This is a genomic window from Corynebacterium sp. (genome assembly GCF_012837295.1).
GTDB lineage: Bacteria > Actinomycetota > Actinomycetes > Mycobacteriales > Mycobacteriaceae > Corynebacterium.
In genome coordinates this window covers 1-13,583 of record NZ_DURI01000043.1, presented here as the reverse complement: position 1 = coordinate 13,583, position 13,583 = coordinate 1, and the positions used below count along the sequence as shown (strand labels likewise).

The 13,583-nt window shown below is 69.4% G+C and carries 12 protein-coding genes; 4 read left to right on the top strand and 8 right to left on the bottom strand.

All coding sequences use genetic code 11. The features are described from left to right. Positions 1 to 3 precede the first annotated feature (3 nt). The 5 genes from GX015_RS01485 to gatC form a co-directional block, all read right to left on the bottom strand. The gene (locus tag GX015_RS01485) at positions 4 to 1,035 is read right to left on the bottom strand and encodes a 6-phosphofructokinase (RefSeq protein WP_155870084.1); all 1,032 of its coding nucleotides are present in this window, start codon (positions 1,033 to 1,035) and stop codon (positions 4 to 6) included. 81 nt (positions 1,036 to 1,116) lie between these two features. Continuing rightward, positions 1,117 to 2,553, bottom strand: a complete 1,437-nt coding sequence (locus tag GX015_RS01480) for a DHA2 family efflux MFS transporter permease subunit (RefSeq protein WP_291342249.1) — start codon at positions 2,551 to 2,553, stop codon at positions 1,117 to 1,119. Positions 2,554 to 2,595: 42 nt separating this feature from the next. Beyond that, entirely contained in the window at positions 2,596 to 2,892 is a 297-nt protein-coding gene (locus GX015_RS01475) for a helix-turn-helix transcriptional regulator (RefSeq protein WP_046651072.1), read from the bottom strand. A gap of 191 nt (positions 2,893 to 3,083) precedes the next feature. Continuing rightward, positions 3,084 to 4,607, bottom strand: coding sequence for an Asp-tRNA(Asn)/Glu-tRNA(Gln) amidotransferase subunit GatA (gene gatA, locus GX015_RS01470; RefSeq protein WP_291342247.1), 1,524 nt, complete (start codon positions 4,605 to 4,607; stop codon positions 3,084 to 3,086). 2 nt (positions 4,608 to 4,609) lie between these two features. After that, entirely contained in the window at positions 4,610 to 4,909 is a 300-nt protein-coding gene (gene gatC, locus GX015_RS01465; protein WP_291342246.1) for an Asp-tRNA(Asn)/Glu-tRNA(Gln) amidotransferase subunit GatC, read from the bottom strand. Between the two features lie 300 nt (positions 4,910 to 5,209). Here gatC and GX015_RS01460 point away from each other — a divergent pair, with 300 nt between their 5' ends. From GX015_RS01460 to GX015_RS01445, 4 genes are all read left to right on the top strand, one after another. After that, positions 5,210 to 5,872 (top strand): amino acid-binding ACT domain protein, encoded by a 663-nt coding sequence (locus GX015_RS01460; protein ID WP_291342244.1) that lies wholly within the window; start codon positions 5,210 to 5,212, stop codon positions 5,870 to 5,872. A gap of 115 nt (positions 5,873 to 5,987) precedes the next feature. Beyond that, positions 5,988 to 6,863: a bile acid:sodium symporter gene (locus GX015_RS01455; protein ID WP_291342242.1), complete on the top strand. Its 876-nt coding sequence runs from the start codon at positions 5,988 to 5,990 to the stop codon at positions 6,861 to 6,863. A 152-nt stretch (positions 6,864 to 7,015) separates the two neighbouring features. After that, positions 7,016 to 9,382, top strand: a complete 2,367-nt coding sequence (locus GX015_RS01450) for a glycogen/starch/alpha-glucan phosphorylase (protein WP_291342241.1) — start codon at positions 7,016 to 7,018, stop codon at positions 9,380 to 9,382. A gap of 90 nt (positions 9,383 to 9,472) precedes the next feature. After that, on the top strand, positions 9,473 to 10,168 hold the full coding sequence (locus tag GX015_RS01445; protein WP_291342240.1) for a hypothetical protein: 696 nt from the start codon (positions 9,473 to 9,475) through the stop codon (positions 10,166 to 10,168). On the opposite strand, the gene GX015_RS01440 is transcribed toward GX015_RS01445, so the two are convergent. From GX015_RS01440 to GX015_RS01430, 3 genes are all read right to left on the bottom strand, one after another. Further along, positions 10,143 to 10,517 (bottom strand): hypothetical protein, encoded by a 375-nt coding sequence (locus GX015_RS01440; protein WP_120983001.1) that lies wholly within the window; start codon positions 10,515 to 10,517, stop codon positions 10,143 to 10,145. The two genes, GX015_RS01445 and GX015_RS01440, sit on opposite strands and share 26 nt — an antisense overlap. A 4-nt stretch (positions 10,518 to 10,521) precedes the next feature. Beyond that, positions 10,522 to 12,666, bottom strand: a complete 2,145-nt coding sequence (gene ligA / locus GX015_RS01435; protein ID WP_291342251.1) for an NAD-dependent DNA ligase LigA — start codon at positions 12,664 to 12,666, stop codon at positions 10,522 to 10,524. Positions 12,667 to 12,721: 55 nt separating this feature from the next. Beyond that, a partial coding sequence (locus GX015_RS01430) for an MMPL family transporter (RefSeq protein ID WP_291342239.1) occupies positions 12,722 to 13,583 on the bottom strand: 862 nt, incomplete at its 5' end.

The window sequence follows — 13,583 nt, the reverse complement described above, 5'->3', positions numbered from 1 at the left end:
GCTTTAGCCGAACAGCGCCTTCGCGGTGGCGTAGCGGCGCTCCGGCACGACCTTGAGTTCGGCGACGGCGTCGTCGATGTCGATGCGCTCGATGTGCTCGCCGCGCAGGGCGACGATCTTGCCGTAATCGCCGTCGTGGACCGCGCGGGTGGCGTGGACGCCGTAGCGGGTGGCCAGGACGCGGTCGTAGGCGGTCGGGGTGCCGCCGCGCTGGATGTGGCCGAGCACCGTGGTGCGCACGTCGTAGCCGGTGCGCTCCTTGATCTCGTTGCCGATGACCTGGCCGATGCCGTTGAAGGTCTGGTGGCCGAACTGGTCGACGCCGCCTTCCTCGAAGTTCATCGTCCCCTCCTTGGGCATGGCGCCCTCGGCGACGACGATGATGCCGTACTTCTCGCCCATCTGGAACCGGCGCTCCATGGACTTGCAGATGGCGTTGATGTCGAACGGCTCTTCCGGGATGACGATGTAGTGCGCGCCGCCGGCCATGCCCGCGTGCAGGGCGATCCAGCCGACGTGGCGTCCCATGACCTCGACGATCATGACGCGCTCGTGGGACTCCGCGGTGGTGTGCAGGCGGTCGACGGCCTCGGTGGCCACGGCGACGGCGGTGTCGAAGCCGAAGGTGTAGTCGGTGCCGTTGACGTCGTTGTCGATGGTCTTCGGCACGCCGACGACCGGCACGCCGTTGTCCGCCAGCCACTTGCCGGCCTTGAGGGTGCCCTCGCCGCCGATGGGGATCAGCGCGTCGATGCCGGCGTCGGCGAGGTTCTCCTTGATGCGGTCCAGGTTCGACATGAGGATGTCGGGGTGCACGCGGCCGGTGCCGAGCATGGTGCCGCCGCGCAGCAGCATCTTGTCGATGTTCTCGTCGTCGTACAACTGGACCCTGCGGTCCTCCATGAGGCCGATCCAGCCATCTTCGAATCCGACGACGGTGGAACCGTATTCGGAGCTGGCGGTGCGCACGATGGCGCGGATGACGGCGTTGAGACCGGGGCAGTCGCCACCGGAGGTCAGGGTCGCGATTCGCATGTCCCCCACAATAGCGACCGCTCCGCTCCCACGCGCCTCGGGCATCGGGTGCCGCGTTCGCGCCCGTTTCGGGGTTTCGCTTTACGACGGGGCGGTGGCTGGTTCGGGCGCCCGCCTGAACCCGGCGACCGCGGCGAATCCGATGCACAGGACCGCCGCGTGCAGCAGGAGCGATTGGCCGAACACGGCGGAACCGGCGCCTGCTGCGCGCCCGACCTCGATGAATGCGGCAGTGGCGGCGGCGCCGAAGACCGCGCCGACCTGACGGGTGGTGTTGTAGACGCCGGAGCCGGCGCCGGCGATGCGGGTGTCCAGGCCGCGCAGGGTGATGGTGGAGTTGGGTGCCCACACGAAGGCGTTGCCCACGCCGAGCAGCAGCACCACCACGGAGATGGTCCACGTGGGCACGGTCTCGCGCAGCACGCCGAACATGGCGACGTGGCCGACGATCATCGAGCCGAAGCCGATCATGGACAGCCGGTTGGCCTTGGTGCGCTCGACCATGGAGCCCACCCAGGGGGCGAGGACGCCGGAGAGCAGGGCCATGGGCGCGACCAGCAGACCCGCCTGGAGTGCGGTGAGGTCGTCGTAGGTCTGCACGAAGATCATCACGGGCAGGGCGTTGGCGGCGGTGGCGAAGGCCATGGTGGCGATCGACAGCGAGCCCCGGGCGAAGTTCGGGTCGTCGAAGAGCCGCAGCGGGACGAGGGCCTCCACGCCGCGCCGGGGCGCGATGGCCTGGAGCCGCACGAACACCGCGAACAGCACGGCCGACCCCGCGAGCATCGCCCAGATCCACGGCGACCACCCGGCCGCCTGCCCCTGCTGGAGGCCGAAGACAAGGCCGGTCATGGCCAGCATGGACACGACGATTCCCACGACGTCGAAGCTGCGCGACGTCGACGGCAGGTCCGGCACCCACTTGGCCACGAGCACCATCGACAGGATGCCGAAGGGGATGTTGACGTAGAAGATCCACTCCCAGCCGACGGAGGTGGTCAGGAAGCCGCCGAGCAGTGGCCCGGTCAGCGTCGCCAGTCCGGCGACGGTCCCCCACCAGCCCATGGCGGCGCCTCGGCGCTCGGGCGGGAAGATCCGGGTGATGATGGCCAGCGTCTGCGGGCCGATCAGCGCGGCGCCGAGGCCCTGGACGAATCGCGCCAGCACCAGCGACCCGATCGAATCGGCCAGGCCGCACCACAACGACGACGCCGTGAAAATCACGATGCCCACCTGATACACGCGCTTTTGCCCGAACTGGTCACCCAGCCGGCCCGTGACCAGCAACGGCACGGCGTAGGCCAGCAGATACGCCGACGTCACCCAGATGGCCGCGGCGTAGTCCGCGCCGAGCTGCTCCATGATCTGCGGCGTGGCCACCGCGACGATCGACTGGTCGAGCAAATTCATGAAGAAACCGACGCAGAGGGCGAACAGCGCCAGATACGCCTGTTTGGGCGGCAGGTGGTGCCGCGAGAACTCGTCGTGGTCCGCGGGGTCGGCGGCGGGGTTGGCCATGACGTCGGAGCCTATCGGACGCCGCGGGGACGGAGTCGAGGGCTACCGCTCCCACCAGCCGGATTCGCCGCGGACCGGCGCCCCGAATTCCCCCTGCGCGGCCCCCTCGCCCATGTTCCCGTGCCGCCCGCGCGTGCGATGGGATGCCTCGACGACGAGCCTTTCGAAGCTGATGCCGATGGCCTCGCAGAGCAGATCCAGTTCGTCCGTGGTGATCGGCCGGACGCCGCGCAGGTACTTGGACACCTGCGACGTGGAGATCCCCGCCTTCTCGGCGACCTGCGCCTGCGTCATCTCCCGCCGGGCGACGCCTTCGCGCAGCAGTGCCGCGACTTCCATTCCGAGTTCACGCGGCGTGATTCTTTCCTTTGTTCCCATATGGACATCATGGCTGACGATCTCCCCATCGTCAATCCATTTGAACTCCTAGCGAGACAATTGAACAAAAACGAACGCAAAAACCGCCGCCCCACCCGGGGCGGCGGTCAGTGCGTGCGGCGGCGTCGTGAAGCGACGAAGGCACCGGAAGATCAGGCCACCGGGCCGCGGACCTTCTCGTACGCGGCGCCGACCTTGTACAGGCGATCGTCGCCGTGGCGCGGGGCCATGATCTGCAGGCCCACCGGCAAACCGGTGTCGGGCGCCAGACCCGAGGGCACGGACATGCCGCACATGCCGGCCAGGTTCAGCGGCAGCGTGCACAGGTCGAACATGTACATGCTCAGCGGATCGTCGACCTTCTCGCCCAGCTTGAAGGCGGTGGTCGGCGTCGTCGGCGACACCAGGACGTCGACCTGCTCGAAGGCGCGCTCGAAATCCTGCTGGATCAGCGTGCGCACGCGCTGCGCCTGGATGTAATACGCGTCGTAGTAGCCCACCGACAGCGCGTAGGTGCCGATGATGATGCGGCGCTTGACCTCGTCGCCGAAGCCCTCGGCGCGGGTCTTGGCCATCACCTGATCGGCGGACAGCGAACCGTCGTCGCCGGAGCGCAGGCCGTAGCGCATGCCGTCGAAACGGGCGAGGTTGGAGCTGACCTCGCACGGGAGGATCAGGTAGTAGGCGCTCAGCGCGTGGTCGAAGTTCGGGCAGTCGACCTCGACGACCTCGGCGCCGGCGGCCTTGAGCTTGTCGACGGCCTCGTGGAACGAGTCCAGCACGCCCGCCTGGTAGCCCTCGGTGCGGTCGAACTGCTTGACGACGCCCACCTTCACGCCCGAGAGGTCGCCCGTGGCGCCGGCCTTCGCGGCGGCGACGACGTCGGCGATGGGCTGGTCGGTCGAGGTCGAGTCGCGATCGTCGTGGCCGGCGATGACCTCGTGGAGCAGCGCGGTGTCCAGCACCGTGCGGGCGGTCGGGCCACCCTGGTCCAGCGAGGAGGCGCAGGCGACCAGACCATGGCGGGAGACGGTGCCGTAGGTCGGCTTGACGCCGACGGTCGCGGTCAGCGCGGCCGGCTGGCGGATCGAGCCGCCGGTGTCAGTGCCGATGGCCAGCGGAGCCATCGCGGCGGCCAGCGCGGCGGAGGAGCCGCCGCCCGAGCCGCCCGCGGTGCGCTCGACGTCCCACGGGTTGTGGGTCGGGCCGTACGCGGAGTTCTCGGTCGACGAGCCCATGGCGAACTCGTCCATGTTCGTCTTGCCCAGGATCGGGATGCCCGCGGCGCGGAGCTTCTCGGTGACGGTGGCGTCGTAGGGGCTCATGTAGCCCTCGAGCATCTTCGACGCGCAGGTGGTCGGCGCGTCGACGGTGACGAAAACGTCCTTCAGCGCCAGCGGCACGCCGGCCAGCGCGGAGGCGGGGGCCTCGCCGGCGTCGAGGGACTCGTCGACTGCCTTCGCGGCGGCCAGGGCCTCCTCGGCGCCGATGTGCAGGAAGGCGTGGATGCCCCCGTCGACGGCGGCGATGCGGTCCAGGAACGCCTGCGTGACCTCCACGGAGGTCAGCTCGCGGGCATGGATCTTCGCGGCCAGCTCCGCGGCGGTGAGGCCGAGGATCGGGTCGCCGGCGACGGCGGTGAACAGGTTCGCGTTCGCGGTGGTTCCGGTGGTCATGGTCACTCCTCCTCGCCCAGGATCTGCGGGACCTCGAAACGCTGCTCCTCGACGGAGGGCGCCTGGTCCAGGGCCTGCTCGGCGGTCAGCGTCGGCTTCACCACGTCTTCGCGCATGACGCCCGACAGCGACGACGGGTGGCTCATGGGCTCGACGTCGGCGGCGGCGACCTCCTGGACGTCCTGGACGTGATTGATGATGCCGTCGATCTGGCCGGCGAACTCGTCGAGCTCCGCGTCGGTCAGCGCCAGGCGGGACAGTCGTGCGAGGTGGGCGACCTCGTCGCGCGAGATTGCGGGCACGCGTGACCCCTTTCGTTGTCTCCGGGATTTACCCGATCAGGTTAGCCGCTGGGGTTCGCGCGTGACGACGGGACCCCGCCGGGAGCGACGTGAAACGCGGTTTCAACGGGTGCGCAACACCGTCGTAAAGCAATTGGCGGAGGCTGGGGACGCAGCAGAACTCCTACTCACCGGTGTTGCCCGGGTCACGTCGCCCTCGCTCGCGCGGCCCATGTACCCTGGTGAACCGTCTTGCCCATATGCGCCTGCGTCACCCGGAATTCCCCAGGTGACGGCGGCCACGAAAGGTCCCCGTAAACCATGTCGTACCTCATGCGAGTGCAGATCCCCGACGCCCCCGGTTCTTTGGGCCTGCTGGCGGCGGCGCTCGGCGAAACGGGCGGCGACATCCGCTCCGTCGACGTGGTGGAGCACGGCACCGACGGCACCGTCGTCGACGACATCGTCGTGGACCTGCCCAGCGGCAGCCTGCCCGACACACTCATCACCGCCGCGCAGTCGCTCGACGGCGTCGAGGTCGATTCCATCCGGCCGTTTTCCGGGTCGGTCGACCGACGCGGGCAGATCGCCATGCTCGCCGAGCTGTCCCGCCACCGCGGCCAGCCGCAGCGCGCGCTCGGCGAAATCGTCGACGGCCTGCCGCGCACCATGACCGCCGGCTGGGCGCTGGTGCTGGGCCACTCCGCCACCGGCACCCGCCGCGTGGTGGCCTCCGTCGCGGCCCCCGAGGACGACGGCCGGACGCTGTCCGAGCCGCCCGTCGCTTCGGCCCGCCGCCTCGACGGCGAGAACGAGTCGTGGATCCCGGAATCGTGGACCCTCATGGAGTCCTCGCTGGCCGCCGCCCCCATGGGCAAGGGCTGGACGCTCGTCATCGGCCGCCCCGGCGGCCCGGACTTCTTGCCGTCGGAGGTCGAGCACCTCGGCCGCATCGGCGACATCGTCGGCGCCATCCTCCACTAGGCGGCACATGGAAGGCGCGGCAAAAGACCGCGCAGTTCGTCGTTTTCCCGGCGGGACCCGCGCCCGCCCCGATACCATTCCCCGCAAAAGCATCTAAGGGGAAGGTCATCGACGCATGCAGGACAACCCGGTCATCGCCATCGGACTTCCGGTGGCCCTCGCGGTCATCATGGTCGGGATCGGGCTCAGCCTGACGCTGGCCGATTTCCGCGCGCAGGCCCGCACGCCGCGGGCGACGATCATCGGCACGCTGGGCCAGGTCCTCCTCGTGCCGGCCATCGGCATCGCGGTGGCCATGGCGATGGATCTGCCGCCGATCATGGCGCTCGGCCTCGTCCTCGTCGCCGCCTGCCCGGGCGGGTCGACGTCGAACCTGGTCACCTACCTCGCCCGCGGAAACGTAGCGCTGTCGATCATCCTCACCGTCGTCGCGTCGCTGGTCGTCATCGTCACCTTGCCCGGCTGGCTCGACGTCGCGGGCCGCATCCTGCCCGGCGCGACCGGCCTGTCGGTCACGGTGCCACTGGGCCAGACCTTCGGGCTGCTCGTCGGCGTGATCCTCGTCCCCGTGGCCATCGGCATGGCCATCAAGGCCAAGAAGCCCGCGCTCGCCGCGAAACTCGAGCGGGGCATGTCGGTGCTGGGCGCCCTGGTGCTGCTGCTGGCCATCGCCGCCGTCGCCGTCGACCTGGGCGGCGAGATCGTGGACATGGTCATCGCCGTCGGGCCGGCGGTCCTGGTGTTCAACGTCGCCGTGATCCTCGCGGGCGGCGCGCTGGCCTGGGTGGCCCGGGTCGACCGCGCCTCCCAGCTCGCGCTGGCCGTCGAATACGGCATCAAGAACTCCACCCTCGGCCTGGTCATCGCCCTGACCGTCGTCCGCGACGACGAATTCGCCGTCCCCGCGGCCGTCTACTCCATCGTCATGTACGTCACCGCGGTCGCCGTCATCGCCATCGGACGGCGGATGATGGCCACGTCGGCGTCGTGAAGCAATGCCGGGCCAACCCCGCCCGGCGTGCTCGACGGGAGGTCTGCGCACCGGGCGGGTAAGGTCAGATGCCGCCTGCGTCCACCGTTATCCGACCACCAGTCGGAGCCGGCCCGGACCGTCCCCCACCCGCAATCGGAGACCCACCCCACATGTCGAATTTCACTGATCGGCTCGCCTCCCACGTGCGCGCCGAATCCGGCCGCACTCCCGAAACCTCATCCGAGATGGAGTTCTGGTCGGGCATGTCCCGCGTCGTCGTCGATCACCTCGCCGACGACTGGGAGGCCACCACCCGCGCCTACGCCGCGACCCGTCAGCAGCACTACTTCTCGGCCGAGTTTCTCATGGGCCGCGCCCTGCTGAACAACCTGCTGAACCTCGGCCTGGTCGACGAGGCCGAGCAGGCGGTCGCCGCCTACGGCCGGAACCTCACCGACGTGCTCGAGGCCGAGCACGACGCGGCGCTGGGCAACGGCGGCCTCGGCCGCCTGGCCGCCTGCTTCCTCGACTCCTGCGCCACCCAGGACCTGCCGGCCACCGGCTACGGCATCCTGTACCGCTACGGCCTGTTCAAGCAGACCTTCGAGGACGGCTTCCAGGACGAGCACCCGGACCCGTGGATGGAAGAGGGCTACCCCTTCGTCGTCCGCCGCGAGGACGAGGCCCGCATCGTGCGCTTCGACGACCTCACCGTGCGCGCCGTCCCCCACGACATGCCGATCACCGGCTACGGCACCGCCAACGTGGGCACCCTGCGCCTGTGGAACTCCGAGCCGATGCGCGAGTTCGACTACGACGCCTTCAACTCGCAGCGCTTCACCGACGCCATCGTCGAGCGCGAGCGCGTCCACGACCTGTGCCGCGTGCTGTACCCGAACGACTCCACCTACGAGGGCAAGGTGCTGCGCGTCCGCCAGCAGTACTTCTTCGTCTCCGCCTCGCTGCAGGCGATGATCGACTCGCACCTGGAGAACTTCGGCACGCTGGACAACTTCGCCGAGTACAACTGCATCCAGCTCAACGACACCCACCCGGTGCTGGCCATCCCCGAGCTGATGCGCCTGCTGCTCGACGAGCACGATCTGGGCTGGGACGCCGCGTGGGCGATCACGTCGAAGGCGTTCGCCTACACCAACCACACCGTGCTGGCCGAGGCCCTGGAGACCTGGGAATTCTCCATTTTCGAGCGCCTGTTCCGCCGCGTGCTGGAGATCATCCAGGAGATCGACCGCCGCTTCCGCGCCGACCTCGACGAGCGCGGCATCGACCACGGCACCATCGACTACATGGCGCCGATTTCCCATGGCCTGATCCACATGGCCTGGATCGCCTGCTACACCGCGTACTCCATCAACGGCGTCGCGGCGCTGCACACGGAGATCATCAAGCGCGAGACCCTCGGCGACTGGCACGCCATCTGGCCGGAGAAGTTCAACAACAAGACCAACGGCGTCACCCCCCGCCGCTGGCTCAACCAGTGCAACCCGCGCCTGCCGGAGCTGCTGACGCGCCTGTCGGGCTCCGACGAGTGGGTCACCGACCTGGACAAGCTCGCCGAGCTGGAGAAGTTCGCCGACGACGAAGACGTCCTGCGCGAGGTCATGGCCATCAAGCGCGGCAACAAGGAGGACTTCGCGGCGTGGATCGAGGCCCGCCAGGGCATCGAGATCTCGCCCGACGCGATCTTCGACTCGCAGATCAAGCGCCTCCACGAGTACAAGCGCCAGCTGCTCAACGCGCTGTACATCCTGGACCTGTACTACCGCATCAAGGACGACCCGGAGTGGGACGTCGTCCCGCGCGTGGCCATCTTCGGCGCGAAGGCGGCCCCGGGCTACGTCCGGGCGAAGGCGATCATCAAGTTCATCAACGCCATCGCGGAGAAGGTGAACAACGACCCGGAGATCGGCGACAAGCTCAAGGTCGTGTTCGTGGAGAACTACAACGTCTCCCCCGCCGAGCACATCATCCCGGCCACGGACATCTCCGAGCAGATCTCCACCGCCGGCAAGGAGGCCTCGGGCACGGGCAACATGAAGTTCATGATGAACGGCGCCCTGACCCTGGGCACGCTCGACGGCGCGAACGTCGAGATCGTCGAGGCCGTGGGCGACGACAACGCCTACATCTTCGGCGCGAAGGAAGAGGAACTGCCGGAGCTGCGCAAGACCTACGATCCGCGCGCGGCCTACGAGTCGGTGCCGGGTCTCAAGCGCGCACTGGATTCGCTGGTCGACGGCACGTTCTCCGACGGCGGTGCGGGCATTTTCCACGACCTGCACCACTCGCTGCTGAGCTCCCCCGGCTACGAGCCGGCCGACGTGTACTACGTCCTCGGCGATTTCACGGATTACCGCGAGACCCGCGACCGCATGGCCGAGGATTACCGCGACGAGCTGAAGTGGGCGCGCATGTGCTTCCTGAACATCATCCGTTCGGGCCGCTTCTCCTCCGACCGCACCATCCGCGATTACGCCGATGAGGTGTGGAAGATCGAGGCCACCCCGATCAAGTAGTCCCGTATAGTCCGGAGCAGTCCGGTCGAGAGCCGGGTCCCGCGTTCGCGCGGGCCCGGCTTTCGCGTTTTTCGCCGGTAGCCTGGGCCCATGCGCTGGTGGACGTCGGACACTCATTTCGGGCACGAGTCGATTCTGGGGTTCGGCCGGGAGCGGTGGGCGACGATCGACGAGCACGACCGCGACCTGGTGGACAACTGGAACGACGTCGTGGGCGCGGACGACGAGGTGTGGCATCTGGGGGACGTCGCGTGGAGCTTCGACCGGCTGGTCGAGGTGCTGCCGACGTTGAAGGGCCGCATCACGCTCGTGGCTGGCAACCACGATTCGTGGTGGCCGCATCACCGCCGCGGGTTCTTCGCGGACGAGTCGCTGAACTCGCGGATGGATCTGCTTGCCGACGACCTCGCGCACCCCGCAAGGACCATGGCCGATTGGCGGCGCCGCCGCCATGAGGTGGCGCGGCTCCGGGCGATGGGCGTGACCGTGTTCCCCGCCGGGGCGACGTCGACGACGATGCGGGTGCCGGGCAACCGCACCATCGACGTCGACGTGTCCCACCTCCCGGAAGTCGGCAGCGACCCCTATCAGGTCGGGCACCTGGCGGTGACCGCGCCGGCGCCGACGGAGACCGTGCGCATCTGCGGCCACGTCCACTCGCTGTGGCCGGAGCACGAACGCACCATCAACGTCGGCGTGGACGTCAACGAGTGGGCGCCGATCTCGGAGGACGATCTCGCGGTGAAGGTCCGGCGCCTGCTCAGCGCCGCAGATGCACGAGATTGACGGCGGCGATGGCCGCCCATGTGATCCCGACGTAGGTGCCCGCGGCATGGCCGAGCTCGCCCGGCAGCAGCCAGCCGGCGGCGATGGGCGCGAACATCAGGGCCAATCCGAGGATCGACTGGCGCAGGATCGCGAACGCCGGCAGGACCATGAGCACCGCCGCGGCGACGGCGAGCGTCGCGTACCCGGCCGGCGTCGGCCCGATGGTGCCGCGCAGGAAGTTCGCCACGAGCATCACGATCGGCAGCACCGCGATGATCGTCTCGGCCGGCAGCGCCCACGCGGGCTGGCCCGTGCGGTCGACGCGCACCCAGCCCCAGGTCCCGGCGCCGCCGTCGCGGAACACCACGGCGCTACCCGGCCGAATCGTCGGAGGCGGTCGACGGGATGGCCGACGGGCCGTCGGCAAGCAAGCGGTGGAAACCCGCCTCATCGAGGATGGGCACGCCCAGCTCCTCGGCCTTCGTGGCCTTGGAGCCCGCGTTCTCGCCGACGACGACCACGGACGTCTTCTTCGACACCGACCCCGCCGCCTTGCCGCCGCGGACCAGGATGGCCTCCTTGGCGCTGTCGCGGGTGAAGTCCTCCAGCGAACCCGTCACCACGACGGTGAGGCCCTCGAGGACCTGCTCGGGGCGGTCGGAGACCTCGTCGGCCATGCGCACGCCGGCGGCCGCCCACTTCTCCACCACCTCGCGGTGCCAATCGACGGCGAACCACGCGATGACGGAGTCCGCGATGATCCCGCCGACCCCGTCGGTGTCCGCCAGCTCCTCGCGCGACGCGGCACGGATGGCGTCCATCGACCCGAACTTCTGGGCCAGGGCGCGGGCGGCGGTCGGACCGACGTGGCGGATGGACAGGCTGACCAGCACTCGCCACAGCTCGCGGGATTTCGCGGCCCCGATGAAGTCCAGCAGCTTCTTGCCGTTGGCGTTGAGGGTGCCGCGCGCGACGCCGACGTCGCCGACCTTCTTCTTCGCCGCGGTGGTGTACACCTCGGTGCGCTCCAGATCGGCGGCGGTCAGCGCGAACAAGTCGCCTTCGTCGGACAGCACGCCGCGGTGGATGAGGTCCGCCGCGCCGCGCTCGCCCAGGTGCTCGATGTCGAAGCCGCCGCGCGAGGCCAGGAACTCCACGCGCCGGCGCAGCTGCCCCGGGCAGTAGCGGGTGTTCGGGCAGCGCCAGTCGGCGTCGTCCTCCTTCGCCGGGGCCAGGCGGGTGCCGCATTCGGGGCACAGCGTGGGGTAAATGAACTCGCGCTCGGTGCCGTCGCGGACGTCGGCGACGGGGCCGAGGACCTCGGGGATGACGTCGCCGGCCTTGCGGATGGTCACCCGATCGCCGATGAGCACCCCCTTGCGCTTGACCTCGGTCGGATTGTGCAGGGTGGCCATTTCGACCGTCGACCCGGCGACGGTGACCGGCCGCATCACCGCGTACGGCGTGGCGCGGCCGGTGCGTCCGATGGACACGCGGATGTCCAGCAGATCGGTGGTCACTTCCTCCGGCGGGTACTTGAACGCGATGGCCCAGCGCGGCGCCCGCGACGTCGCGCCCAGCGCGCGCTGTTCGGCGAGGGCGTCGACCTTGACCACCAGGCCGTCCATCTCGTGCTCCGCGTCGTGGCGATGCTCGCCCCAGTACAGCATGTGCTTGACGACGTCCTCCGCCGCCTCCACCTTCTTCGTGTAGGGCGAAACGTGGAGCCCCCACGCCGCCAACGCCAGGTAGGCGTCGTGCTGCGTGTCGGGCCGCCAGCCCTCTACATGGCCGATGCCGTGGCAGATCATGGCCAGCGGGCGCTTCGCCGTTTCGGCGGGGTCCTTCTGCCGCAGCGACCCGGCCGCGGCGTTGCGGGGGTTGGCGAACGTGCGCTGCCCCGCCTCGGCGCGCTCGGCGTTGAGGCCGTCGAATGCGTCGACCGGGATGTAGACCTCGCCGCGCACCTCCAGCACCTCCGGCACCGGGTACTCGTCGGTGGCCGTCAGCTCATGCGGGATGTCCGCGATGGTCCGCGCATTGGCCGTGACGTTTTCGCCGACCCGGCCGTCGCCGCGGGTGGCGGCGCGGACCAGGCGGCCGTTCTCGTAGACGAGGTCGATGGACAGGCCGTCGATTTTCAGCTCCGTCAGGTACGCCGACGCCGGGGTGCGTGCCAGCCAGTCCCGCAGCTCCGCCTCGTCGAAGACGTTGTCCAGGCTGTACAGCCGCTGCAGGTGCTCCACCGGTTCGAACGTCACGCCGTCGGCGGGGGCCTCCACCCTGGCGCCGACCTGCTGCGTGGGGCTGTCCGGCACCGCGAGCTCCGGATGCGCCGCCTCCATCTCCTGCAGACGGCGGAACAGGGCGTCATATTCGGCGTCCGAGATGACCGGCTGCCCCGTGTAGTACTTCGACGAATGATCGCGGATCTCGTCGGCCAATTCCTCCCACGCCCGGCGCACGTCCGGGCCGGCCGGCTCGGGCGCCGGGCCGTCGGAAAGCGAATCGTTCATGCTCTCCGGGAGGGAGTCGGTGATGTCATCGGTCGGTTCGGTCACGCCGACGAGTCTAGGCGGACTCGACGGGCTCCTTCGGCCGGTCCCGCTTCGCGGACTCGATCGGCCACAGGGCGCGATCGCCGATCAACCGCACGATCGCCGGAACCAGCAGCGGCCGCACCACGAACGTGTCCAGCAGAATGCCCAGCGCCATGGCCAGGCCGAACTGGTACAACTCGCGGATCGGCTGGGTCATCAGCACCGCGAACGTCGCCGCGAGGATCAGGCCCGCCGAGGAGACCACCCCTCCCGTGCGCACCAGAGACGTGCGCAGGGCCTCCCGCATCCCGGAATGCGCCAGCTCCTGCCGCACCCGGGACATGAGGAAGATCGTGTAGTCCACGCCCAGCGCGATGAGGAACACGAGAATGTAGGCGGTCACGCGGTTTCCGATGCCGGAATCGCCCTGCACCGTCACCGCGATGAACACGGTCAGGCCGACCGTCGCCACGAACGACAGCGCCAACGTCGCCACCAGGTAAATCGGGGCCAGGATGCTGCGGAGCAGCAGTCCGAGGACCAGGCCGACGATGCCGAGGATCAGCGGGATGAGCAACAGGGTGTCGGACTCCAGGCCCGACCGGATGTCCGCGGAGGTCGCAGTCTCGCCCGTCGCGGTGACGGTGGCCCCCGCCGCCCCCGCGTCGGCCAGTGCACCGCGGGCCGCATCCTCCAGGGCCGGCAACGAATCCATGGCCTCCGGTTCATACGGGTCGACCGCGAGGACGACGGTGATGCGGCCGGCGTCGCCCGACGCGAAGACCTTCACGGTGTCGGTGACGATTCCCGCCGGGCCGGTGAGATGCGTGGTCGCGCCGTCCGCCGCGTCCGCCGCCGCCCTGCGCATGGCAGCGACGTCGTCGCGGAACTCG

Bases quoted from the DNA above. Each gene is read 5' to 3' on its own strand.
- GX015_RS01485 (WP_155870084.1), bottom strand. From the start codon at position 1,035: ATGCGAATCGCGACCCTGACCTCCGGTGGCGACTGCCCCGGTCTCAAC.
- GX015_RS01480 (WP_291342249.1), bottom strand. From the start codon at position 2,553: ATGGCCAACCCCGCCGCCGACCCCGCGGACCACGACGAGTTCTCGCGG.
- GX015_RS01475 (WP_046651072.1), bottom strand. From the start codon at position 2,892: ATGGAAGTCGCGGCACTGCTGCGCGAAGGCGTCGCCCGGCGGGAGATG.
- gatA (WP_291342247.1), bottom strand. From the start codon at position 4,607: ATGACCACCGGAACCACCGCGAACGCGAACCTGTTCACCGCCGTCGCC.
- GX015_RS01460 (WP_291342244.1), top strand. From the start codon at position 5,210: ATGTCGTACCTCATGCGAGTGCAGATCCCCGACGCCCCCGGTTCTTTG.
- GX015_RS01455 (WP_291342242.1), top strand. From the start codon at position 5,988: ATGCAGGACAACCCGGTCATCGCCATCGGACTTCCGGTGGCCCTCGCG.
- GX015_RS01450 (WP_291342241.1), top strand. From the start codon at position 7,016: ATGTCGAATTTCACTGATCGGCTCGCCTCCCACGTGCGCGCCGAATCC.
- GX015_RS01445 (WP_291342240.1), top strand. From the start codon at position 9,473: ATGCGCTGGTGGACGTCGGACACTCATTTCGGGCACGAGTCGATTCTG.
- ligA (WP_291342251.1), bottom strand. From the start codon at position 12,666: ATGAACGATTCGCTTTCCGACGGCCCGGCGCCCGAGCCGGCCGGCCCG.